This is a genomic window from Leptolyngbya sp. FACHB-1624, assembly GCF_047649235.1.
GTDB lineage: Bacteria > Cyanobacteriota > Cyanobacteriia > Leptolyngbyales > Leptolyngbyaceae > Leptolyngbya > Leptolyngbya boryana.
In genome coordinates this window covers 3,020,139-3,045,306 of sequence record NZ_CP180258.1, presented here as the reverse complement: position 1 = coordinate 3,045,306, position 25,168 = coordinate 3,020,139, and the positions used below count along the sequence as shown (strand labels likewise).

General features: G+C 47.7%; 17 protein-coding genes. 6 read left to right on the top strand and 11 right to left on the bottom strand.

Annotated elements, in window-relative coordinates:
- Positions 1 to 26 precede the first annotated feature (26 nt).
- Entirely contained in the window at positions 27 to 794 is a 768-nt protein-coding gene (locus tag ACMUEV_RS14175) for a hypothetical protein (protein WP_017288462.1), read from the top strand.
- A gap of 112 nt (positions 795 to 906) precedes the next feature.
- On the opposite strand, the gene ACMUEV_RS14170 is transcribed toward ACMUEV_RS14175, so the two are convergent.
- On the bottom strand, positions 907 to 1,248 hold the full coding sequence (locus ACMUEV_RS14170; RefSeq protein WP_190647820.1) for a hypothetical protein: 342 nt from the start codon (positions 1,246 to 1,248) through the stop codon (positions 907 to 909).
- A 276-nt stretch (positions 1,249 to 1,524) separates the two neighbouring features.
- On the opposite strand from ACMUEV_RS14170, the gene ACMUEV_RS14165 reads away from it, so the two are divergent.
- Entirely contained in the window at positions 1,525 to 7,359 is a 5,835-nt protein-coding gene (locus ACMUEV_RS14165) for a HAMP domain-containing protein (RefSeq protein ID WP_190647822.1), read from the top strand.
- A 45-nt stretch (positions 7,360 to 7,404) separates the two neighbouring features.
- On the opposite strand, the gene ACMUEV_RS14160 is transcribed toward ACMUEV_RS14165, so the two are convergent.
- Positions 7,405 to 8,832: an ATP-binding protein gene (locus ACMUEV_RS14160; RefSeq protein WP_190647824.1), complete on the bottom strand. Its 1,428-nt coding sequence runs from the start codon at positions 8,830 to 8,832 to the stop codon at positions 7,405 to 7,407.
- Positions 8,833 to 8,837: 5 nt separating this feature from the next.
- Entirely contained in the window at positions 8,838 to 9,230 is a 393-nt protein-coding gene (locus ACMUEV_RS14155) for a response regulator transcription factor (protein WP_190647833.1), read from the bottom strand.
- A 160-nt stretch (positions 9,231 to 9,390) separates the two neighbouring features.
- Between ACMUEV_RS14155 and ACMUEV_RS14150 the strand changes: the two genes are divergently transcribed.
- Positions 9,391 to 13,407: a PAS domain-containing protein gene (locus tag ACMUEV_RS14150; RefSeq protein ID WP_190647835.1), complete on the top strand. Its 4,017-nt coding sequence runs from the start codon at positions 9,391 to 9,393 to the stop codon at positions 13,405 to 13,407.
- A 97-nt stretch (positions 13,408 to 13,504) separates the two neighbouring features.
- Here ACMUEV_RS14150 and purT read toward each other — a convergent pair whose 3' ends face one another.
- Positions 13,505 to 14,737 (bottom strand): formate-dependent phosphoribosylglycinamide formyltransferase, encoded by a 1,233-nt coding sequence (purT, locus tag ACMUEV_RS14145; protein WP_190647837.1) that lies wholly within the window; start codon positions 14,735 to 14,737, stop codon positions 13,505 to 13,507.
- 181 nt (positions 14,738 to 14,918) lie between these two features.
- On the opposite strand from purT, the gene arr reads away from it, so the two are divergent.
- Positions 14,919 to 15,335, top strand: coding sequence for an NAD(+)--rifampin ADP-ribosyltransferase (arr, locus tag ACMUEV_RS14140; protein WP_242044235.1), 417 nt, complete (start codon positions 14,919 to 14,921; stop codon positions 15,333 to 15,335).
- Positions 15,336 to 15,365: 30 nt separating this feature from the next.
- Here the strand turns inward: arr and ACMUEV_RS14135 are convergent, their stop codons facing one another.
- Positions 15,366 to 16,196, bottom strand: a complete 831-nt coding sequence (locus tag ACMUEV_RS14135; RefSeq protein WP_347277587.1) for an arylamine N-acetyltransferase — start codon at positions 16,194 to 16,196, stop codon at positions 15,366 to 15,368.
- A 149-nt stretch (positions 16,197 to 16,345) separates the two neighbouring features.
- Positions 16,346 to 16,807 carry a cupin domain-containing protein gene (locus ACMUEV_RS14130; RefSeq protein ID WP_190647841.1) on the bottom strand — a complete coding sequence of 154 codons (462 nt, stop codon included), beginning with the start codon at positions 16,805 to 16,807 and terminating at the stop codon, positions 16,346 to 16,348.
- A 244-nt stretch (positions 16,808 to 17,051) separates the two neighbouring features.
- On the opposite strand from ACMUEV_RS14130, the gene ACMUEV_RS14125 reads away from it, so the two are divergent.
- Positions 17,052 to 17,678 carry a hypothetical protein gene (locus tag ACMUEV_RS14125; RefSeq protein ID WP_190647843.1) on the top strand — a complete coding sequence of 209 codons (627 nt, stop codon included), beginning with the start codon at positions 17,052 to 17,054 and terminating at the stop codon, positions 17,676 to 17,678.
- A 117-nt stretch (positions 17,679 to 17,795) separates the two neighbouring features.
- Here ACMUEV_RS14125 and ACMUEV_RS14120 read toward each other — a convergent pair whose 3' ends face one another.
- The 5 genes from ACMUEV_RS14120 to ACMUEV_RS14100 form a co-directional block, all read right to left on the bottom strand.
- Positions 17,796 to 18,620 (bottom strand): ABC transporter permease, encoded by an 825-nt coding sequence (locus tag ACMUEV_RS14120; protein ID WP_190647845.1) that lies wholly within the window; start codon positions 18,618 to 18,620, stop codon positions 17,796 to 17,798.
- 2 nt (positions 18,621 to 18,622) lie between these two features.
- Positions 18,623 to 19,474, bottom strand: coding sequence for an ABC transporter permease (locus ACMUEV_RS14115; protein ID WP_036045960.1), 852 nt, complete (start codon positions 19,472 to 19,474; stop codon positions 18,623 to 18,625).
- A gap of 118 nt (positions 19,475 to 19,592) precedes the next feature.
- On the bottom strand, positions 19,593 to 21,296 hold the full coding sequence (locus ACMUEV_RS14110; RefSeq protein WP_190647846.1) for an iron uptake porin: 1,704 nt from the start codon (positions 21,294 to 21,296) through the stop codon (positions 19,593 to 19,595).
- Positions 21,297 to 21,378: 82 nt separating this feature from the next.
- Positions 21,379 to 22,671 (bottom strand): ABC transporter substrate-binding protein, encoded by a 1,293-nt coding sequence (locus ACMUEV_RS14105; protein WP_017288476.1) that lies wholly within the window; start codon positions 22,669 to 22,671, stop codon positions 21,379 to 21,381.
- Between the two features lie 72 nt (positions 22,672 to 22,743).
- On the bottom strand, positions 22,744 to 23,934 hold the full coding sequence (locus tag ACMUEV_RS14100; RefSeq protein ID WP_190647849.1) for an ABC transporter ATP-binding protein: 1,191 nt from the start codon (positions 23,932 to 23,934) through the stop codon (positions 22,744 to 22,746).
- Between the two features lie 517 nt (positions 23,935 to 24,451).
- On the opposite strand from ACMUEV_RS14100, the gene ACMUEV_RS14095 reads away from it, so the two are divergent.
- Positions 24,452 to 25,168: a GntR family transcriptional regulator gene (locus ACMUEV_RS14095; RefSeq protein ID WP_190647850.1), complete on the top strand. Its 717-nt coding sequence runs from the start codon at positions 24,452 to 24,454 to the stop codon at positions 25,166 to 25,168.

The window sequence follows — 25,168 nt, the reverse complement described above, 5'->3', positions numbered from 1 at the left end:
GCCACAAGCTTTGAAGGTATCGTGCGATGTCTGCATATTTAAGTTTTGCTTTCTCGATCGTGGCACTCGTTTTGCTTTGCTTCGGTGGATTACAATGGCTAAACATTCCAACGGGAAGCTTTCTAGATTGGGTCATTGGAGTTGCTATTTTTGGCTGGTTAGTGGTGATTGTCACGGTTCCTTGGAACATTCACTTTGCAGCAAGAGAAGCGATCGCAGAAGCAGAATTTTCAACGGATGCAAATATCTCAGTTGATCCCGCACAAATCAACTATCTCAGACAGGTACAATCTCGCTCGCTCTGGGTTGTACTTGTGCTGCATGGGCTGTCTGCACTGGCTTTGTATGCACTCGCGATCGCGGAAATTACGCCGGTTGGCTATATCGGCTCAGGTGCAGCTTTACTCCTGACTGGATTACGTCCTGCAATTCAAACCTATCGCTACTTTGCTTTTCGGATTGCAACCCTACGCGAACAATTCAAATATCCCCGTGAAGATGTCCTAGAACTTCGCAACCGCCTAATTACGCTAGAAAGTACAGCTGAGCGGTTAGAAACTCAATTCGATGCCGAGAATCCTAGTTCTTGGGTAGCGACTCAACAGCGAGAAATGCTTGCACTACGCCAAGATTTGACTCGACTCGCATCGCTTCAAGAAGAGTTGCGATCGACAAATCAAGCCGATCACGAACGGCTCTCTCGTGAAGCTCGACAAGCGATCGCGCAAATTACAGCAGACGGACAATTTTTAGAACATGTTCGAGAAATTATTCGCTTTTTTAAGTCTGCATAAGCAAGACGATTTTAGTCAGGGCTTGCTGCTCCATTGCTATATTCCTCTAGTGATTGGTAAATCGATTTGCCTAGAGCATGAGAAACATATCACTGAAGCCTTTCGGATAGGATTAGATTTGGGGGTCAGAAGACTCGTTTGATCTTAGATCCGCTAATAAGAGATTGATTCGTTCTGCTACATCTGCTCTTCCTTCTGCTGGAGCATCGCGGAGAAAGACATCAATAATAAACCAGCGACATAGGAGCGGATCGACTGACACGAGATGCAGGATCACCTGATTGAGAACCTCAGTGAGAAGTCCATCCGGCAGACGACGCAGTTCATTGCGAATGACGATCGCTTCTTCTAGATTTTGGCTCTGACCTACTTTCAACACAGCTTGGACGACAGACTCGACTAAATGATTGAAATCTTTAGCACTGGGTTCTTGATTAAATGACTGACCTTTCAAAAGAGAATTCCTTTCTAAGTTAAATGAGCAAGACCTACAATCTAAGCAATGAATTTAGCGAAGTGCTAAGCAAAGCACTATACTACGCCCGCGTTAAAATAGGTTGATAGCTGTGTATTATCTTCTATCTAAAGATAGAAAGCAGCAAAGATTACCTCCATTGGTAGAAGCCATTCATAGATATAGAAGACGGATAATGAGTCCGAATATGTCTCTGGTATTGGATTGAAGCAGAGAAAATTCTGACTTTGGCTTAAACTACCCGTTCACTTTGCTATGACAACCGCACCTCTCACCAGCGAATCAGATAATCTTGATCTTCAGCAGCTTCTCAGAACACTGATTGAAGTAAAAAGGGGCAATTTCTCTGTCCGAATGCCGATCGATCAAACTGGAATTGCAGGAAAAATTGCCGATACGCTCAATGACATCATCGAGATGAATGAGCAAATGGCAACTGAGCTAGAACACATCAGCACTGTGGTTGGCAAAGAAGGAAAAATTAGTGAACGAGCTACGATCGACAATGCGCGCGGCGCTTGGAAGGCATCGATCGGCTCTGTGAATACGCTGATTACCGACTTAGTACAGCCGATGACTGAGACGACACGAGTGATTCGGGCAGTCGCAACCGGAAATTTAACCCAAACGATCGCGACTGAGATTGATGGTAGACCTCTACAAGGAGAATTTCTGCAATCCGCTCAAATCGTCAATACAATGGTCGATCAGCTCAATTCCTTTGCCTCAGAAGTGACGCGAGTGGCGCGGGAAGTGGGAACCGAAGGCATGTTGGGCGTGCAGGCAGATGTGCCCGGAGTTGCGGGTACATGGAAAGATTTGACCGATAGCGTCAACTCGATGGCGGGCAATCTGACCGCACAGGTGCGGAACATTGCCGAAGTAACCACAGCCGTGGCAAATGGGGATCTCTCGAAGAAAATTACCGTCGATGTCAAAGGTGAAATTCTAGAGTTGAAAAACACGATCAATACAATGGTCGATCAACTCAATTCCTTTGCGTCAGAAGTAACGCGAGTGGCGCGGGAAGTGGGAACCGAAGGCAAACTTGGAGTGCAAGCAGATGTTCGAGGGGTTGCAGGGACGTGGAAAGATTTGACTGATAGCGTCAACTCGATGGCAGGCAATCTGACCGCACAGGTGCGGAACATTGCCGAAGTGACCACAGCCGTGGCAAATGGGGATCTCTCGAAGAAAATTACCGTCGATGTCAAAGGTGAAATTCTAGAGTTGAAAAATACCGTCAATACGATGGTGGATCAACTTAACTCATTTGCTTCGGAAGTCACACGGGTGGCGCGAGAAGTAGGAGCAGAAGGAAAGCTTGGCGGTCAAGCACAGGTCAAAGGCGTTGCAGGTACGTGGAAAGATCTCACGGACAGCGTGAACTTTATGGCGGGAAGCTTAACGGCACAAGTGAGAAACATTGCAGAAGTCACAACGGCGGTTGCGAATGGTGATCTCTCGAAGAAAATTACCGTCGATGTCAAAGGTGAAATTCTGGAGTTGAAAAACACCATCAATATCATGGTGGATCAGCTCAATTCTTTTGCTTCGGAAGTCACACGGGTGGCGCGAGAAGTGGGAACAGAAGGGAAGTTAGGGGTACAAGCTCAAGTGCGTGGCGTTGCCGGAACTTGGAAAGATCTCACCGACAGTGTGAACTTCATGGCAGGTAATTTGACTGCACAGGTCAGAAATATTGCTGAAGTTACTACAGCCGTAGCAAATGGTGATCTCTCGAAGAAGATTACCGTCGATGTCAAAGGCGAAATTCTCGAACTGAAGAACACGATCAACACCATGGTGGATCAACTCAGTTCCTTTGCGTCAGAAGTGACGCGAGTGGCGCGAGAAGTGGGTTCCGAAGGAAAACTTGGAGTACAAGCAGATGTTCGAGGGGTTGCGGGTACGTGGAAAGATCTCACCGATAGTGTGAACTTCATGGCAGGGAGTTTAACTGCACAAGTGAGAAACATTGCAGCCGTGACGACGGCGGTCGCAAATGGTGATCTCTCGAAGAAAATTACCGTCGATGTCAAAGGTGAGATTCTAGAGTTGAAAAACACTGTGAATACAATGGTTGATCAACTTAACTCATTTGCTTCTGAAGTCACACGAGTGGCGCGGGAAGTGGGTTCCGAAGGCAAACTCGGAGTACAAGCAGAAGTTAAGGGTGTTGCTGGAACTTGGAAAGATCTCACCGACAGCGTGAACTTTATGGCGGGAAGCTTAACCGCACAGGTGAGAAACATTGCTGAAGTTACAACAGCGGTCGCAAATGGCGACTTGTCAAAGAAAATTACGGTCGATGTCAAAGGCGAGATTCTAGAGCTGAAAAACACGATCAACACGATGGTGGATCAGCTCAATTCGTTTGCTTCTGAAGTCACACGAGTCGCGCGAGAAGTGGGTACTGAAGGAAAGTTAGGTGTGCAAGCCTATGTCCGAGGTGTGGGTGGTACCTGGAAAGATTTGACTGATAACGTCAATTTGATGGCAGGCAATCTCACAGCACAGGTACGGAACATTGCAGAAGTCGCAACTGCGATCGCGAATGGCAATCTCTCTAAAAAGATCACCGTTGATGTCAAAGGAGAAATTCTCGATCTGAAAAACACCATCAATACAATGGTCGATCAATTGAGTTCCTTTGCTTCTGAAGTGACACGAGTGGCGCGAGAAGTAGGAACTGAAGGGAAGTTAGGCGGTCAAGCGCAAGTCGTTGGAGTCGCTGGAACCTGGAAGGATCTCACTGATAACGTTAATTCGATGGCAAGCAATCTCACAGCACAAGTGCGAGGTATTGCACGAGTGGTAACTGCGGTTGCGAACGGAAACTTGAAACTGAAGTTAATGCTCGATGCCAAAGGTGAAATCGAAACGTTAGCTGACACGATCAACGAAATGATTGATACGTTGGCAACGTTTGCAGAACAAGTGACTACCGTTGCGCGAGAAGTTGGAAGTGAAGGCAAACTGGGAGGACAGGCGAAAGTTCCGGGGGCATCAGGAACGTGGCGCGATTTGACCGACAACGTGAATGAACTTGCAGCGAATCTAACAACGCAAGTAAGAGCGATCGCTGAAGTTGCAACGGCGGTCACGAAGGGAGATTTAACGCGATCGATTTCTGTTGAAGCCAAAGGAGAAGTCGCGGTTCTCAAAGACAATATCAACCAGATGATCGCCAACTTGCGCGAAACGACGCAAAAGAACACCGAACAAGACTGGCTCAAAACCAACTTGGCGAAGTTCACGCGAATGCTACAAGGTCAGCGCGATTTAGAAACCGTCTCCAAACTGATTTTGTCAGAATTGGCTCCCTTAGTATCGGCACAGCACGGAGTCTTCTATTTGATGGAAGCGAGCGAAAATCGCGCATCTTATCTCAAGCTCCTCAGCACCTATGCTTATCGAGAGCGCAAGCACTTAGGAAACCGTTTCCAACTCGGAGAAGGGCTGATCGGACAATGTGCGTTAGAGAAAGAGCGCATTTTGCTGACTGAAGTACCGCCTGAATACATCACCATTAGTTCGGGATTGGGCGAAGCGGCTCCATTAAATGCAGTTGCACTACCTGTGTTATTTGAAGGACAGGTAACAGCGGTGATCGAACTTGCTTCATTCTCTCGGTTTAGCGATATTCACTTAACTTTCTTCGATCAGTTGACCGAAAGTATTGCGATCGTCCTCAATACGATCGCGGCGAGTATGCGCACCGAAGAACTCCTCAAACAGTCGCAATCTTTGGCAGAAGAACTCCAAAGTCAACAGAAAGAACTCACAGAAACCAATCAACGATTAGAACAACAAGCACAATCGCTGAAAGCTTCTGAAGAACTTCTGAAAAACCAACAAGAGCAACTCCAACAAACCAATGAAGAACTCCAGGAAAAAGCTGAACTATTAGCCGTGCAAAACCGGGAAGTAGAACGCAAAAACCAAGAGATTGAACATGCGCGTCGATCGCTAGAAGAAAAAGCCGAACAACTTGCCTTAAGTTCTAAATACAAGTCTGAGTTTCTGGCGAATATGTCCCACGAGTTGCGAACACCGCTCAATAGTTTATTAATCCTGGCTCGTCTCTTTGCCGACAACACAGAGAACAACCTCACGGATAAGCAGATCGAGTATGCTCGCACCATCTATTCTTCTGGAAATGACTTGCTCGGACTGATCAATGACATTCTCGATCTCGCGAAAATCGAATCGGGAACAATGTCGCTCGATCCAGAACCTATGTCATTTACTGACCTGCGAAATCATCTCGATCGCACCTTCCGGCAAGTTGCCCAAGATCGCAAACTTGATTTCCAGATGCACTTTGATTCACAGTTGCCGCGCAGTTTGTACACCGACGCGAAACGGTTGCAGCAAGTGCTGAAAAACTTGCTCTCGAATGCGTTCAAGTTTACTGAACAAGGTCAAGTGAGCCTTAGAGTCAGTCTTGAAACTGGGGGATGGAGTTTTGATCAAAACATCCTGAATCGTGCCGATCGTGTGATTGCGTTTGCCGTTTCTGACACTGGAATTGGTATTGCACCGGACAAACAACAGGTGATTTTTGAAGCCTTTCAGCAGGCAGATGGGACGACCAGTCGCAAGTACGGCGGGACAGGCTTAGGCTTATCGATCAGTCGAGAAATTGCTCGATTGTTAGGAGGCGAAATTCGATTGCAAAGCGAACTTGGGCGAGGCAGCACTTTTACGCTCTATCTCCCCCAAAATGATAGCGGGCGTTGGGATTCCTCTAGATCTGCATCAGCGATCGCTGCGTCCCCATCTCCGATAGTTCGGTCTGCGGCAATGCAATCCGCCTCTGAAGCTCCAACCTCGACCAGTAATCCGCCAGAACCAGCAATTACAGTGCTTGAGCAAACGATCGAAGATGACCGAGACAGCATTCAGCCTGGAGACTTGACCCTGCTGATGATCGAAGACGATGTGAATTTTGCTCGCATTTTACTCGATGTAGCACGGCAGCAAGGCTTCAAAGGCATCGTTGCAACGCGCGGCAATGTTGGTCTAGAACTCGCACAGCAGTTTAAACCGACGGCAATCATGCTCGATATTCGCCTGCCTATTCTGGATGGTTGGATGGTGTTAGATCGGCTGAAGCATCACAATGCTACTCGCCATATTCCCGTTCACATCATGTCCGTCGAGGAAGGCTTACAGCGGAGTTTACGACAGGGTGCGATCGCTTACCTGCAAAAGCCTGTGAACAGTGAATCTCTGCGTGATGCTTTGTCAAGCATCAAAGAATTTGTCGAGCGTCCCGTGAAAACTTTACTGGTTGTGGAAGATGATGACGTGCAGCGTCAAAGCATTGTCGAGTTGATTGGCAATACTGATGTCGTCAGTACGGCTGTAGGAACTGGGACAGAAGCGCTAGAAATGCTGCGATCGCAACGCTTTGATTGTCTTGTGCTCGATCTAGGATTGCCTGATATGGATGGATTTGCCTTCCTAGAGCAAGTCAAGCAAGAACCGAGCCTCATCCATTTACCCATTATCATCTACACCGGAAAGGATCTCACTGCTCAAGAAGAACGAGAACTGCGGCGCATTTCAGACACTATCATTCTCAAAGATGTGCGATCGCCAGAACGCTTGCTGGATGAAACTGCTTTGTTCCTGCATCGAGTGCAAGCGAACTTACCAGAAATGCAGCGACAGATGCTAGAGCGATCGCAGCAAGAGGATAGAACCCTGGCAGGCAAAAAAATTCTCATCGTTGATGACGATATGCGGAATATCTTTGCGTTGACAAGTGTTCTAGAGCGGTATCAGATGGAAATTCTCTACGCTGGAAATGGTCGAGAAGGCATTACGATGCTGCAAGAACATCCAGATATTGATTTAGTGTTGATGGATGTGATGATGCCAGAAATGGATGGCTATGAAACAACATGCGCAATTCGACAAGACCACCAGTTCCTAAACTTACCGATCATTGCATTGACTGCAAAAGCAATGCGAGGCGATCGAGAAAAATGTATGGAAGCCGGAGCATCAGACTACATCACGAAACCTGTCGAAACTGATCAACTTCTCTCGGTACTTCGAGTTTGGCTTCAGCGCTAATTCTATTGTTTTTGGGAGGCATAGAGATGCCTCCTACATTCGGCATTACTTCATGGATCGAACAGGCAAACAAATTGTGAATTTAGTTCCCTGCCCAATCGTACTACTTGCCGTGATTGTGCCCTCATGGGCTTGGATAATGCGTTGTGCGATCGCAAGTCCTAATCCTGTACTACTGCCTTTTCGCGACGGATCACCCGTGTAAAACTGCTCAAAAATTCGGGGCAATGCAGTTTGCTCAATGCCAGGACCTTGATCTTGAATGATAATGACGACGTGCTGACCGTCGCGTGTCCCCGTGATAGAAACTTGAGAATGTTCTTTGAAATATTTGATAGCGTTATCCAAAATATTTAGCAAAGCTTGCAAAAGCCGCTCTGGATCACCAACGAGAGAAACCTTTGCAATATTGAGATGAAACGACATGTCGTGCATCTGCATTCGCGTTTCTACCGCTCGAACTGCCCGATCGATTAACTGCCTCAGGTCAATTCGCTGCTGCTCTAGCACCGTTGCCCCCGCTTCTAATCGCCCCAAATCGAGGAGGTCATGAATCAAGCGGGCTAATCGCCGTGTTTCATCTTCAATGGTTTGAAAAAAGCGATCGCGCAAATTCGGTTCTTCGACTGCTCCATTTTGCAGGGCTTCTACCGTCACTTGAATATTGCTAATGGGGGTACGCAGTTCATGTGAAACATTCGCGAGAAAAGTACGCCGCTCTTGATCCAATGACGCTAACCGTTCACTCATACGATTGAGTTCGTTCGCGAGTTCATCTAGCTCATTACTTTGACGAATGCTTAACTTGTCACCAAAGTGACCGCTGCCTAAACGAATGGCAAAATTTCGCATCGTTTGTATGGGGATAGAAACACTTCTAGCTAAGCGATCGCTAATGACAGCACACAGAATCATGGTCAGCAAGAGCGTCCCAATGACCGTCCACCATAAAAATGAAAACTGCTGTTGGAATTGTTCTAGCGTCACTGACATTCGCAGCACGCCGAGAAACTGCCCATTACGCCAAATCGGGCGTGCAACATACAAGCGATCGTCGCCTGAGAATACCCCTTTCGCTGTTCCCTGCACTGTTCGATTTTGCAAAGCTTCTTGCACCCCCGGAACCGCCAGCCAGTTTGTAATGTGACGGTCTGTCTGGGCAGAAGATGCGAGGAGCTGCCCTTGTGGACTCAAAACGCGCAGCGTTATAGTTTCGGGTTTCCCGTAGCGTTGCATGAACTGTTGAACTCGCGCAATATTCTGCTGTTCTAACTCATCTGCAACACTCTCGCTAATCGCAGTCGTCCAATTTTCTAAATCGGTTTGTCGCATCTGGATAAAGTAGCGAGACAGCGATTGCAGCAGAAACCCTGCCATCAGTGACGTTCCTAGCACTGTGAGCAACCAGTAAGTGACCAAGAGCTTTGTGTGTAAGGAATTCCACTTGATTGAACTCAATGGTTTAAGCCGCATTGCCCTTACTCTACGATCGCTGATCCTTCACCTGCCGAATGCTGCCGCAACAACACTGCCCGAATCCGCGCCAGCAATTCCCGTGTGTTAAACGGCTTGGTGATGTAATCATCGGCTCCGGCTTCGAGTCCCCAGGTTTTGTCGAGATCTTGATCTTTTGCTGTCAGCATGACGATGGGAACATCAGAAAACGCTCGAATGCGCCAACACACTTCCATACCTCCCACCTCTGGCAGCATCAGATCCAGTAAAATTACATCTGGTACTTGCTTGTGAAAGAGTTTTAAGGCAGCAGCACCGTCCGCTGCGGTTGTGACGTGATAGCCTTCCTTCTGCAAAGCGTAGCTTAGGCTATCCCGTAAGGGTGCTTCATCATCAACCAGTAAGACATGAGGCATAATTCGTAACTCAGACAGTTCGCCCTAGAGAATTCAACTCTTATCTATTTTCATCTTGAAGGGACAACGATTACACGTCCGAATTGCAAAATCCTCCTTTAGTCAGGTTTGTCTCTATCTATGAGTGTCCTATTCTTCCTCCTAAAGGAGGAGAAAGACGATGGCAACTCGGGGAGTTTTTTCAAAGTTGCGTTTAGGACGCTACGCAACTAAACTACGACAGTTTGTCCTCAGTGGTTTCGAGCAAGAAACCACTCAGTTTTGGTATTACGGTCTTGCACTGCTGATCGTGATGACTGCGTTAGGAATTACATTGCTCATCGCTCCCCTGCTGCAAGACACTCCAGCAGCCCTATTTTATGTTGCAGTCATGATCATCTCCTGGTTTGGAGGATTTGGACCTGGCTTGTTTGCAACGCTATTGTCCACGATTTTTCTCAAATACTTTTTTCTAGAACCCTACCATTCGTTTAGTGCTATTGATCTCAAAACGGTGGTTCAGTCTGGCGTATTTGCAATCGCGTCAATTTTGATCAGTTACTTGAATGAATCTCGCCTGAATGCAAACCGTCGAGCTAAGGCTAACTTCAAAGCTTGGCGCAATAGTGAATCTCAATGGACTCACATTACGAAGTCGAATATTATCGGCATCTTTTCAGCCAATTTTCAGGGTTCGATGACCGATGCCAACGATGCCTTTTTGAAAATGATCGGCTATACCCGAGAAGATCTCCTCGCTGGAAGAATTCGGTGGGATACGATGACCCCGCCAGAATATCAGCAGGTGAGTCAGCGATCGCAGCATGAACTTAACACAGTTGGGTTTTGTAAACCGTTTGAAAAAGAATACATTCGCAAAGATGGGTCGCGGGTGCCGATTTTGCTCGGCTCGGTGCTGCGTGACGATCGAACTGTCATCGGCTTTGTGCTGGATCGCAGCGAAGCAAAACGCAACGAAGCAGAACGCCAGCAGGCAGAAGCCGCATTGCGCCAAAGTGAGGAAAGGCTACGCTTGGCGATGGAAGGCGCACAAATGGGCACTTGGGATGTGGATCTGATCACCGGAAAAGCCCTATGGTCAGACCGCCATTTCCTGATGCTGGGGTATGAACCAACCCCGACAGGCGAAGCGTCCGAAAAGATGTGGTATGACCGAATTCATCCAGACGATCGCGAACTGGTGGCGTTGGAATGGCAACAGTCTCGCCAAGAGCATCGAAACTACTGCGCCGAGTGTCGCATGATCCGAGCAGATACTCAGCAGATTGCTTGGGTATCTGGACTCGGTAGTTTTGTTTACAACTCAGATGGAACAGCAATTCGATCGATTGGAGTCTTGTTTGATATCACCGAACGCAAGCGGGATGAGGAAGCCTTACGACGGAGTGAAGAACGGTTCCGCATCAGTCAAGAACTCTCGCTAGATGCCTTTACGCTGCTCGATAGTGTGCGGGATGAAACCGGGAGGATCATCGATTTTATTTGGACTTACGCCAACCCCAAAGCTGCCGAGATTCTTCAGCATCCCGTCGAAGACTTGATTGGTCAACGACTCCTAGAAGTGCTTCCCGGCAATCAAATCAACAGCGAATTGTTTGAACGTTATGTGCGTGTGGTGGAAACAGGCGAACCCCATGATATCGAACTGTCTTATGTAGCTGACGGCATCACCGGATGGTTTCGCAATATGACGGTGAAATTAAGAGATGGGGTTGCCATTTCGTTTGGTGATATTACCCAACGCAAGCAAGCAGAAATTGACCTGCGGGAGAGTGAGGAGCGCTTACGCTTGGCGTTAACTGCTGCCAATCAGGGATTGTATGATCTGAACGTGCAAACCGGTGAAGCGATCGTCAATGCAGAATATGCGCGGATGCTCGGATATGAGCTAGATGAATTTCAAGAAACCAATGCCAAATGGCGCGATCGCTTACATCCCGATGATCTCGCTGTCACCGCTCAGGCTTATGAAGATTACATTGCGAACAAGCGGAATCTCTATCGGGTGGAGTTCAGACAACGCACGAAATCGGGCGATTGGAAATGGATTTTATCGATCGGTAAGATCGTCGCGTGGGACGATCAGGGGCAGCCGTTGCGGATGCTAGGAATCCATACCGACATGACCGATGCCAAAGAGCGTGAAGCGGAACGCAGTCGGGTGGAAGTCGCGTTGCGCGAACGAAAACAACGGCTTGACTTGGCAACCAAAGCAGCAAACTTAGGGGTGTTTGAATGGAACATCCAAACTGATCAAGCCGTTTGGGAAAACTCCCGAATGTACGAGATTTTCGGGCGAACTTTAGCCGATGGCGCACTCAGCAAAACGGAGTTAATCAACACTGCCGTTCATCCCGACGATCGAGAGTCGCTTGAATTGAAGTTAACGGAAAGCATGGTGCAGGGCAGTGCCTATCAGGCGGTTTACCGCATCTGTCGGCACGATAATGGTCAGTGGCGTTGGATCGAGGCTAATGGGCAAGTCGAGTTTGCAGCCGATGGTATGCCCCTTCGTTTGGTTGGGATATTGAAGGACATTACCGATCGCAAGCAAGCAGAACAAGATTTACGGACTGCCGAGGAGCGGTTGCGCCTCGCGCTCAATGCTGCACGCATGGTGGTTTGGGATTGGGATTTACAAGTCGATCGCGTGGTGTGTTCCGAGAATTCCGAGGAAGTTTGGGGGACACAAATTGGCACTGTGGCTGATTTCCTTGCCGCAGTACATCCCGACGATCGCGCCCTAATGGCACAAGCAACGGTAGACGCGCAGCAAGAAGGCATTTTCCAGTGTGAGTACCGAGTGATTGGTCCTGATAAAACGGTGCGCTGGTTGCACAGCCGAGGGCGTACCTACTTTGATGCACAGGGACAAGCAGAACGAATGATCGGCGTTTCCCTGGATGTGAGTCGGCGAGTGCAAATCGAAGCGGAGCGAGACTTACTGCTCCGGCAGGAACAAGCTGCCCGTGGAGAAGCTGAACGAGCCAACCGCATCAAAGATGAATTTTTAGCGGTTTTGTCTCACGAACTGCGATCGCCGCTTAATCCGATTCTCGGTTGGACAAAACTGCTGCAAAGCCAGAAATTTAGCCCGGAAAGAGCGGCTCAGGCACTCGCCACGATCGAACGTAATGCCAAGCTGCAAGCCCAACTCATTGAAGATTTGCTTGATGTCTCGCGGATTTTACAAGGCAAGATGTTGGTCAATGTTAGTTCTGTGAATCTGGCAACGACGATCAAAGCCGCGATCGAAACCGTTCGCCTCGCTGCAGAAGCGAAAAATATTCAAATTCACGCCACTCTCGATGACGATGGAAGTCATGAAAATATTGTTGCCGGAGATGCGGCTCGGCTTCAGCAAATCGTTTGGAATCTTTTGACCAATGCAGTCAAGTTTACGCCGCAGGATGGACGGATTGAAGTACGCCTCGATCGCCGCGATGGGTTTGCTCAAATTCAAGTGCAGGATACGGGCAAGGGTATCAGCCCCGATTTTCTCCCTTATGTGTTCGACTATTTTCGGCAGGAGGATGGAGCGACGACCCGAAAATTTGGCGGTCTGGGATTAGGACTCGCGCTTGTGCAACATTTAACCGAACAGCATGGCGGAACAGTCAGCGCAGAAAGTGCTGGAGACGGACAGGGAGCTACGTTCACGATTCGCTTGCCGTTGCAAACGCTGCCTTGCGAAACCGCCTCAGAGCCACCGCCCACGACCTCAACGGCTGACCTACGCGATTTGAAGATTCTGGTCGTCGATGACGAAGCGGATATGTGCAACTTGATGGAGACGATTTTGGAAGCCTATGGCATAGAGGTTAAAGTTGCTGCCTCCGGAATGGCAGCGTTAACGATTCTGGAACAATGGAAGCCAGATTTACTCATTAGTGATATTGGGATGCCGGAGATGGATGGCTATATGTTGATGCGCCAGATCCGACGCTTGGAGGCTGTGCAACGCGAATCTTTGTCAGCAGAACACCCTGGAAGAAATCGTGCGATCGCAAAACAAGCTGACCTGCCTGCGATCGCACTGACTGCTTATGCTGGAGAATTCAATCAACACCAGGCATTCAGTGCCGGATTCCAACTACACCTTGCCAAACCGATAGAGCCAGAGCGATTAGTGAATGCGATCGCATCCCTGGTTAAAACTCGCCAGAATTGCTCCTGACCTAGTGGAAGCCAGCACTATCACATCAGAAATCTGACGACTCGCTGGCTGTGAAATTATCGAGTAGACCTTGAGGGTATCGAATTTCTGTCTGCGTTCATCTCGAACTCATTGATTCGCCATTATCGACCAAAACAGTAACAGCCGCCGCGCTTGATTTTGCTCGCTCTCTAGCTTGCTCCACCGTATTGCCGAGCGCCAAAGCAACTCCCATCCGACGATTCCGATAAGCCCGAGGCTTGCCAAACAGACGAACTTTACTCGTCGGGATCTGCAATGCTTCACTGATTCCCGTAAATCGGGGATTGTCGCCTGCCACATCGGCGAGAATCACAGCCGAGGCTCCGGGTTGAATGAGGGTAATTTCATCGATCGGAAGCCCAGTGATTGCCCGCACATGCAACTCAAATTCAGACATATTCTGACTAATCAACGTCACCATTCCAGTATCGTGAGGACGAGGACTCACTTCACTGAAGTAAACCGTTTGCTCGGTGTCGCTAGCTCCCTGAATAAACAGTTCAACGCCAAAGAGACCCCATCCTCCAAGCGCTGTCGTAATCTTTTCCGCAATCTCTTGGCACCGTTCTAGCGTCTGGGGATGCAGAGCGCAGGGTTGCCAGGATTCTCGATAGTCGCCACTGACTTGAATATGTCCAATGGGTGGACAAAAGTGTGTCCCCGAAGCAGAGCGAACTGTTAGTAAAGTAATCTCAGTGTCAAAGGAGATAAATCCTTCAATAATCACGCGCCCGCCCTTGGTGCGTCCCCCGGCTTGGGCATATTCCCAGGCAGAGTTTACGTCTGCCTCAGTACGAACGGTACTCTGACCTTTTCCGGAGGAACTCATGACAGGTTTGACGACACAAGGGAATCCCACCTCTGCGATCGCTTGCTGATATTCCGCTTCTGTCTCAGCAAAACGGTAGGGTGAGGTTTTCAGTCCTAACTCTTCGGCAGCGAGCCGTCGAATTCCCTCTCGATTCATCGTCAGCTGAGTTGCCTTTGCGGTGGGAATGACTTTCCAGCCTTCCTGTTCCAGTTCAACCAGGGTAGCCGTCGCGATCGCTTCGACTTCCGGCACAATCAGTCCCGGTTTTTCCTGCTCCACAATTTGCCGCACTTGTGCTCCATCCAGCATATTGATCACATGCGATCGATGGGCGACCTGCATTGCAGGTGCATTCGCATAGCTATCAACTGCAATGATTTCCAAGCCCAGACGCATCGCTTCAATGGCAACTTCTTTGCCCAGTTCGCCAGAGCCAAGTAAGAGAAGCCGTTGAGCAGTGGAAGTCAGGGACGTACCCCAGAGTGTCAGATCAACCATGATGAAAAACGAAAGAAGGTTTAATTTCCTTTCATTATCTGATGTAGAGGAGGGAAGTTAACTTTCAGATCACTCGCATCAGAATGCTTAAGATCCCGGATGAGTTTTATAGAAGCAGCAAAAAATAGAGGGCAATTAAGATGTGAGATGGAACTCACCTATCCGAATGAGGAGCGAGCCAATGACAGTTACCGACGATATGATTCCGCAGCAGTTCTATCATGGCACACGAGCTAACCTGAAGCCGGGAGACCTAATCGAACCGGGCTACAACTCAAACTACGGTCAGAGGAAGAAGGCGAGCTACGTTTACTTGACTGCCACTCTAGATGCAGCCATTTGGGGAGCAGAACTGGCAGTTGGCGAAGCGCCCGGTAGAATTTACATCGTGGAACCAACTGGCTCAATTATGGATGATCCCAATCTGACAGACAAAAAATACCCAGGAAATCCCACGAAATCCTACCGCTCACGGGAGCCACTGTGGGTGACGGGCGAGGTTACAGATTGGCAGGGGCACTCTCCCGAAGCGCTCAAGACCATGAAAGACAATCTTGAGCGACTGAAGCAACTTGGGATTGAGGCGATCGACGACTGACACGGATGTACATCCGATGAATGATTTCACTTAACCGGATGTAATTAACTGCTGCAAGACGCGATCGAGATCCAAAGCCATCGGTAGCTGCAAGCGAAATAAATCTTCTAGCACATGATGAAACTCGGTCACATCTTTCAAGACCCGCCGCTCGGTTTGCCCGTTGAGATAATGAGTTGTGAGTTGATTGTTCAGCAAGCTGTAGCGACAATCAGTATCTGGGCGAGCTGCCATTAACCCTGTGACAAACCGCGAGTTTGGATGAGTGGAAACATACCAGTTACTCACTTCGTAATCTGACAAGTATTGTTCTTGTAAATCAAATCGATACAATGGTTTCCACTCGCCATTCAACTTGGCTTGCAGGATGTAAGTCTGCTCAGTAGCAATGACCCGAAATGGCTCGTGTGGCGTTTTTTGCTCGATGTCTGGTGTGAGTGAGAGTGGAGCGGTTTGGGTAATGCCACCAAACCCCACATCTGCTAGATAGGGCTTGCCGTCAATTTCGACGTGCAGCAGCATATGACTGCGGGGCGTAGTTGCGCCTTCTGGAAGATTCCATAGCACCCGTGCTGCTAAGTTCTTCACTTGAAAGCCCAAAGCAATCAGCACCGATCGCAGTAATAAGTTCTGCTCAAAACAATAGCCACCCCGTCGATCGTGAATCAGCTTTTTCTCTAAGGATTGGAGATCTAAAAGAACAGGTTGCTTGAGCAAGGGAGTCAGGTTCTCAAATGCGATCGTTGTTGCATGATGCAAGTGAATCGCTTGCAATGTTTCAAGCGTGGGAGATGCGCTGCCTCCATACCCGATTCGCTGGAAATAGGCATCTAGATTCATGGTTTCTGACAAAGATTCCACTTTCGTATCCTACAACTGACACCACTTCTATCATGTCATAGCTCTAGCAAATGGGAGTGATTCCTGAAACAACAGTTAGACCCTGACTCACGCAGACATTACTAACATAGCCGTAGTTATGCTGTACCTTTTGTTGTTGACGCTCATCGCTATTCAGACTGTGGAACCGGATATTGATCAAATCGCTGCATCAATTCTAGAAGTTCTTCTTGGCTCGGTTGTCGTCCATCTTTGGTTAATTCTGCCAAACCCTCAAAATATTGTTCACGAGAATCAGCAGGACAAAACAAGATTAATAGCGTTGCCTGAGTCTGCCCCACGTTAGCGAATCCATGCGGTGTATTTTCAGGGACGAGGATAAAAGCTTTGGGTTCAGCAATGATATGACGTTCACCTACAAGCAGTTCGACTTCACCTTCCACAACGTAAAACATCTCAGTCAGTTCTTTGTGAATATGCGGACTGGCTCCATTCGCTCCCGCTTCCATCACAAACTCGAACAGTCCAAAATGCCCATGCGTTTCTTGCCCAGTCGCTTTAAATGTACAGGTGCTAGTGCGAATTTGGACAGAGCGCCCTTCTCCAGGTTGCAGAATTAATGGAAGTGACATCAGTTTCTCCGAGAACTAGGGTTGGAAGATAACCACGATCGCGATGCAAGCGAAGTCGTCTCTTCTACTGTTTCTCGCTTGGGGTGCTTCAGGGTTAACAGACGATGCAACACTGACTCAACGATTGCGGTACTTTTGACTTTGTGATTTCATTTAGCCGACTCTAATTTTGATTTTATCGAAGCTTTTGGAATCCTGTGCTTTCACATTGAAGTTTTAATTCCTCTATTTGATGCAAGAAGCTATGACACGCTGTTACCCGTTTCAAAAATGGATACTAAGCTCAGTTGTATTGAGTTTAATCGCCGGAACAACAATCGCTTGCGAAACAAAATCATCCACAATTGAAAACTCTCCCGAAAACTCTCCGACACCTGCTGCACAGGTTGCTTCAGCAGGTGTTTATCGCAACGATCGTTTAGGATTCGAGTTTCGCTATCCTGAAAAGAATTTTGTTGTTGACCCACAAACCAAAGTTCCACCCACTGAAGAATTGACGATCGCGACAATTGAAATCTGGACTCAGCAACAGTATCAAAAACTCAAAGCGGGTGCTTATGAAGGTGGAACAGAATACCCTGCAAATGTCCAAGTCGCAGTTTATCAGAATCCAAAACAGCTAGACTTGCAAAATTGGGTAGCGCAAAACAATCGATTCTCAGCCCCGAAACAATTTAAACCGACGACGATCGCAGGACGATCAGGAATGGCTTTTCAGTCGAGTGGGCTGTATGAACATGAGCATATTGCCTTTCGATCGGCAGATCGTGAGATTACTCTGATCACATTGGCTAAAATAGGCGACAGCAATAATGATTCAGCTTACCAAACGGCATTTGATCAAATCATCCGCTCATTTAAGAAGATTTAGCATTTTGCTCTGGTAGCTTTACTTCTCAAGAAGAACTCAAATGAGTTCTTTAAAAGCAAAGTCCGCCTGATGCGGACTCGCCTGCTATTGGGATTTGATTTGGAAGCGCAGGTCGGTTTATTGCTTTGGCTTGGTTTGTCGATCGCTGAGCAATTGAATTGCAAAAATCGAGATCGCAATCAGCCCAAACGAGAACAATGTAGTGAGTGTTCCTAGCGCATAGAGTGCCGGGGAGGTCACATTTGTGGTCATCCCAAAGATTTCGAGCGGGAGCGTATTCGTTTCTCCAGAGATCAGCGAAGTTCGAGTAAATTCATCATAGGACAGAGTAAATCCAAGGAGTCCAACCCCGATCACGCTTGAAGCAATCAATGGGAAAACGACTTGCCAAAAAGTAGTCATCTCACTTGCACCCAGATCACGTGCCGCTTCTTCGTAAGCTGGGTTAAATCGCCCAAAGATTCCTAACATAATCAAGAAAGCAAACGGTAAACTCCAAGTGAGATGTCCCCCTAATGCAGAGGTGTACCAGTCGTTACTTAAATCTAGCAAGCTAAAGACAATGCCAATTCCGAGTGAGATGAGAATGCTCGGAACAATTAAGCTAGAGATTGCTAAATAAAACAGTGCCGTTGAGCCTTTGAAGCGATCGCGAAATGCTAGTCCCGACATCACACTAATCGTGACCGTGATGATTGAAACGAGCAAGCCCAAAAAGAGCGATCGCCAAAATGCGTCAACAAAGTTTCCGACTCGTTGTTGCTGAAACACTTGTCCTAACCAATAAAAGCTAAACCCTTTCATTGGGAAGGTGAGTGAGCCTTCAGGACCTTGAAGCGAGAGGATAAAAACGGCGAACATTGGACCATAAAGGAACAACACAAATAATCCAAAAAATCCAGCCAGAAGATAGTATGAGAATGGTTTTTTAGCAGTTTGCATCACTAAAGCTCCTTACGAATATCGACAACGCGCAGAATGGCAAAGACGAGCATCAGAGTCACGATGAGCAATACGACTGCATTCGCTGCTGCTAATGGATATTGCAAACTTCCAATCTGGTTTTTGATCAGATTCCCAACCGATGCAACCTGTCCACCTCCCATCAATCGCACGGTTGCAAATTCTCCCATCACCAAGGTGACGATGAAAATTGTCCCGATCGCAATTCCCGGTGCACTCAACGGCAAAATAATTTCTTTCTGAATTTGAAACGGCGACGCGCCTAAATCTTCTGCCGCAGCAACAAGTGAGCGATCAATTCGCATCATGCTATTAAACACAGGCGCAACCATAAACAGAGCATAGAGATGTACCATTGCTAGTACGACTGAGAAGTCTGAGAACAGGAGCTTTTCAAGCGGTTGATCAATCACATGTAAGGCAAGAAGAGACTTGTTGACCAGTCCTTCTCTTCCAAGGAAAGGAATCCACGAAATCATCCGAATAATGTTCGAGGTGAGAAACGGAACTGTACACACCAAAAACCAAATCGTTTGCCATTTGGTGCTTTTAATATGAAATGACAGAAAATAAGCAACGGGATAGCAAATCAGCAGACAAATCGCCCAAACCAATGCCGCAAACTTAAATGTGTTCAGATAAGTTGCGATGGTCGTACTTGAGAAAATGCTGAGATAGTTACTTAACGTAAAAGCTGGAGTCATGGCATAGCCGTTGAACTCCCAAAAACTAACAATCACGATCGCCGCGATCGGCAACACCAGAAATGCCAGCAATACCAGCGTTTGAGGGGCTGCTAATAAATAAGGGCGAGTTGTATTCCAAGTTCGCATCAGTGAGCCTCTATGTAACAACAAGCTTAAATAAGCAATCAGAATATTTTTAAGAAATAGAGGCAATCCTAGCGATGATTGCAGTCTTGCCTCTAAAGTCATGGTGTGAGAGAAACGATTAGAAATTGAAGGTCGTCCGCAGAACTCCTAGATAAACAGTGTCGTTGGCGCTGTTGTGTTCTGGATTGGTAATCACAATTAGTCCCGGTGTGATGCCAATCTTGTCGTTCAGCATATATCGATAGAACGCTTCAATTTGAATCGAGGTATTCGGATCTCGGAAGCCTTGCACATCATTCGAGGTTGCTTTGGACGGCATCCCCACAATCAAGCCTCCTAAATTCCCCTTCTTACCCAAATCTGGGAATGCCAGTGCCACTGCCCACGCTTGAATGGTTGCATCGGCTCCATCTGTCACGCCACTTTTGGAGCTTGCATTTGCCCGATAGTACCAGCCATTGATGCTGAACGTTGGACTAAACCGATACTCTGCTTGAACCCCAAAACCATTCGTCACTACCGGAGTCGCTCCAAATGGGAAAGCAGCATTTTTACTGCCAAAGAATCCCCCTGGAGGCGCATTCCCTGTACCGTCGTCGTAAGCATTCAGATAAGTTAGCGCGATCGCAAATTTATCATTGGGTCGGAAGGTGACTTGACCCAGTGCGCCATAGGGTCCGTTGAACAATCCACCTCCGCTCGAAGGATTGTTTGCAGTCGGATTTCCTGCTAAGTAACCCCCTCCAATGTTGATCGTGTCAGTGATGTTGTAATTGAAGCCGACTCCGGTTACGCCACTGGGGAAGTAGATTGGACTCCGCAAGCTAAACCCAGTCAGAACCGTATCATAGTCTCCGTCGAGCGGGTGTAATGTCGGAACAAATAAATCTAAGAATCCAAATGCTTCAATGAATGCTGTTCCACGATCGCCTAAGGGAAACCGATACTCAAGCTGGTTAATCACAACCTGATTGCCTCGGGTTTCCTGAAACGATAGCTTTGCAGAATCGGTTCCGGTTGCAAGAGCAAGATTCGGTGTATTTCCGGCTTGTAGACGGGTAATGAGCTTATCTCGTCCGGTAAAGCTGGTCGTCAGCACTAGTCGAACGCGATTGGAAAAGATGATATTGTCATCGATCGGCACACGTGGTTGCGCGGGAACAACTCCGGGTGCGCCTGCTTGTCCAGGCGGATTCGGTGAAAGTCCTGCACTCGAACTCACCGCTTTATCTGATCCAAATGCACCAGCAACCCCAAAGACTACATTTCCAATCAATTTTGTCGTCGTTGAGAATTGCTGTTTCTCGATCGTTGAGGTTCGCGCTTCCAGTGAATCTACGCGACCTCGGAGCGTTGCGAGTTCAGCCGCAAATTGTTCTTGCAGCTTTTGCAGTGTTGCAAGGTCTTCTTTCTTGACTAAGTCGGCAGTTGAAGCCGCAATCAGTTCATTGACGCGATCGAGACAAGCATTCAGACCTGCTGCAAATTCATAGCGCGTGAGTGCACGATTGCCGCGATAGGTACGGTCGGGATACCCTGCAATACAGCCATACCGCTCAACGAGGGATTGCAAGGCTTGAAACGCCCAATCCGTGGGTCTGACATCAGAAAGCTGTGAAACCGATGTGACTTGCCCGAAACTCTGATTCGTAGAGTCAGCTAAATCGCTGACTTTCGTGAGATCTTTGGTGAGATCTTTCGTAAGATTTTCGCTTTGGACAGCCTGAGAACCTTCTTGAGCTGTTGCAACTTGATTGAGTAACGCGATCGAGAAAAAGACAGCAAAACCCTGTCCCAGCCCATGTCTGAGAAAATTAAACATCAATAAAACTCCTCACAGAATCAATAATGCTCAATCGCCAAGTGTAATCAAACGCTGATTAGACCTCGCGAATTAGAACAACTTAAGCAGCGACAAACTCATTCCACTTCTGCACCAGATAAGTCTGCTCTTTCATGACTGAATTCCAGCAAACAATGTTAGAGAAGCGATCTTTGAATGAGCCACCGTCGCGAATTGCACCTTTTGAGTCGATCTTTTTGCCGAACGGATCAACAATGTCGATCGCAGCGGGTTTACCTTCATACCAATAGTCCCACTCCTCTGCTTTCATAAATTTCCGCGCAGTTTCAGGAGCAGCACTGTAGTAACCTTGACGACCCAAGAACGCACCCACCCAGCCATCGAGCATCCAGTTCAGGTACTCGTAAGCCGCATCGAGCGCGATGCCGGATAGATTGCGAGACAACCCGATTCCGCCACCCCAACCGCGATAGCCTTCTTTCAACGGCGCATAAGTACACTGAATCCCTTTCGCTTTCACGGCTGTAACTGCAGGCGACCACATCGATTGCAGGGCAACTTCTCCCGAAGACATCAAATTCACCGATTCATCGAACGTTTTCCAGAACGCGCGAAACTGTCCGTCTTTCTTCAGCTTCACGAGCATCTGGGCAACCTTATCGAGTTCCTCTTTGGTCATGTTGCCTTTATCGCCAAACTTCATCATGCCAGCAGCTTCGAGTACCATTGCTGCATCCATAATCCCGATCGAGGGAATGTCTAACAGCGCCGTTTTACCCTTAAACTTGCTATCGAGTAGTTCTGCCCAAGATTCGATCTTCTTGCCCGTGAGATCAGGACGATAGCCAAGCGTATCTGCATTGTATTGGAATGGAATCAGAGTTGCCCAATCTGTTGGAGTCGTTGAAAATTCCTTGGAGTCTTTGTCTTTGACATACATGACCTTAAATGGCGCAGTTCCTTGAGAGTCATTCACGCGTGAACTGCTATCGAACTTGCCCGTTGTGAAGTAAGGCACAATCTTATCCCAGTTTTTGATGCGCTTCACTTCGATCGGCTGTAAGTTTCCAGACGGAAACACCAAAGGAAGACTGAAATACTCGCCGTCGAACATATCATACTGTTTCGGCTGAGTAATCGCGATTTGATTGTTTTCCTCAGTGCTGAGCGCACGTAATTGCAGCTTGAATCCTAACTCTTGCTCTGCTTTTTCTTTGATGTCGTTGATTTGGGCTGCACCTGTTCCAATCATGCGCAGCGTTACATCTTTGATCGAATTGGTAATGACAGTAGGACCGCTACTTGCTGATTGCCTTTTACAGCTTGTGGCTGCAAGCAATGCACCTGCTGCTAATCCTGAACGAATTACAGTTCGCCGACTCATCTTCGTCATAGTTGATAGCACTCAAATTGTAAATGTTGAAAAAAGTAAGCTTAAGGTCGAAAAGCTAGGAGGCACACAGTGTTAATGAGCCAGAAACACACAGTTGTCGGCTGACCAACGGAGCGTGACCAGTTGCCCCTCTGCGTATGTCTCATTGTTCCAATCTTCAGTTCGGACTTTGTAAAGCAATTCCTGTCCTGTTGCTTCTGCCATCAATGAAATGCGCGTGACGTATCCGGTCATCTCGATTCCAGTGATTCGGGCTGAAACTCGGTTTGCGTAAGGAGTTGGAGCAGATGAGGTAGAGGATTCGATCGACATTAAATCCGGACGCACTGAGCAAGCTGCCATCTGTCCTGGTTGGACGCAATAGCCTTTTGCCATCAATGATCCTAGTCCTTCGATTTCCAGTTCCACGAGATCCGTACCGTCGGTGTCCGGAGCACATTGAATGACTTTGCCCGTAAAGATGTTATTGTCGCCCATGAACTTTGCGACAAACTGTGAGGCAGGAGTGCTAAAGATCTCTTGCGGTGCTGCGACTTGATCGAGTTTTCCGTGGTTCATTACGACCACGCTATCTGAAAGCGCAAATGCTTCTTCAACATGGTGCGTCACTTGAATAAAAGTGAGTCCGAACTGCTTTTGAATGTTACGCAACTCGGTTCGCATCTTCACGCGCAGGTTTTCATCGAGCGCGCTCAGCGGCTCATCTAACATCAAGACTTGGGGACGAGTCACTAAGGCTCGAGCCAGTGCAATTCGCTGTTGTTGACCGCCGCTGAGTTGAGTCGGTTTACGATCGCTAGTATGACTCAGCCCGACCATTTCTAAGATTTCTCCGACTCGCGCTCGTCGCTCTGCTTCCGGAACATTCTGCATTTTTAGCCCAAAGTCCACATTCTGCCAAATGGTCTTATGTGGAAACAGCGCATAGCTTTGGAACATCATCGACGTACTGCGTTTTGCCGCAGGAATGTCGTTGACTCGTCGATCGCCAATAAAAATCTCGCCGCTCGAAATCTCCTCGTGACCTGCAATCATGCGAAGTACCGTAGTTTTGCCGCAGCCACTTGGTCCGAGCAAACAGCAATACTTTCCAGCAGGAATGTCCAGTGTAATGTTTTCGACAGCAGTAACACTGCCATACTTTTTCGTGACGTTGCGAAGCCCGACACCTGCGGCAACACTCGCTAACGCTTGTTGAATACCATTTCCAGTCAGTTGAGTGGCGTTCTGTGCCCCGGAGACACGCCCAGAGTTCACGGTCATGATTTTCCCCTGTGTCGGTGGTGTGAATTGCGATATTTTCAGCGGGTTAGTTCGGCAAATTAGCTCAATCGTGAAAGCTCAGTCAGTTCTGCTCAGAATTGCAAGACATTGCATCGAATCTGTTCTACAACCCATGCAAACTGATAAGTTGCAAAAATTGTATACGATTCTTGTAACCAATTTGCTGATGCAAAAAAGTGTTGACGGATACGCTTGAATCGATTTTTTTGGCTTTTTCGCTACAATTTTCAATTAACTTTAGATTCTCCGATCTTGAACTGGGATAGGGATCAAGACCTTAATAAAGCGTCAAGAAAGCGCAGATTTTTCAAAAGTTGTATACACTTATTGAGGACTTATGCGGTTGGCATGTTACAACTGGATGGAATAGTATTAAAAATCGCAATGGTGCAAAATACTCTTCTACGTCCGCAGAGCTTGTAGATTGGAGTTTAGAACGATTCACTTCTCGATTGAAGCATCCCACAATTGTACATTTCTGCTCTGAAAACTTCTTATGCGTACTGCTCCATTGCCCGCTGGCTCCAAACCCAAGCCGACCGAAGAACTAATCTACACTGAGCTTTTCGACTCGATTTTAGAGCGCCGCTTGCCACCGGATACCAAGCTGGGAGAAAACCTCTTGGCAGAGCATTACGGTGTGAGCCGCACTATTATTCGGCAAGTTTTGATGCGGTTGGCACATGATCAGTTAGTCAAGTTGGAGCCGCATCGTGGGGCATTTGTAGCGAGTTTGACACTCGATCAGGCAAAACAAATTTATGAAGCTTGGCGACTGACTGAAGCGGCGATCGTTCGTGATGTGACCCGCAACATTACCCGTAAACAGGTCGCTGCACTTCGATCTCTGGTGAAAGAAGAACGCATCGCATGTGAACAGAGAGATGTGCCGCGATTAAGTCGATTGTCTGCTCAGTTTCACATCCAACTTGCAGATCTTTGCCAAAACAAGTATCTCGCTCGCTTTCTCAAAGAACTGATCCCGCAAACTTCCCTGGCATTTTTTTACGAAGTCCAGGGTATGCCGATCTGCACCAAAGATGAACACAGCGAGATTTTAGATCAGATTGCATCAGGGGATGAAGAAGCGGCTGTTCATGCTGCGATGCGTCATCTCGACGGAATTGAATCCGCACTGAATGCGCGGGCATCGCTGAATGGCAATGCGAGCCTAGTCGATCTTTTGAAATCACGATCGCCCTCTCTACGCTGA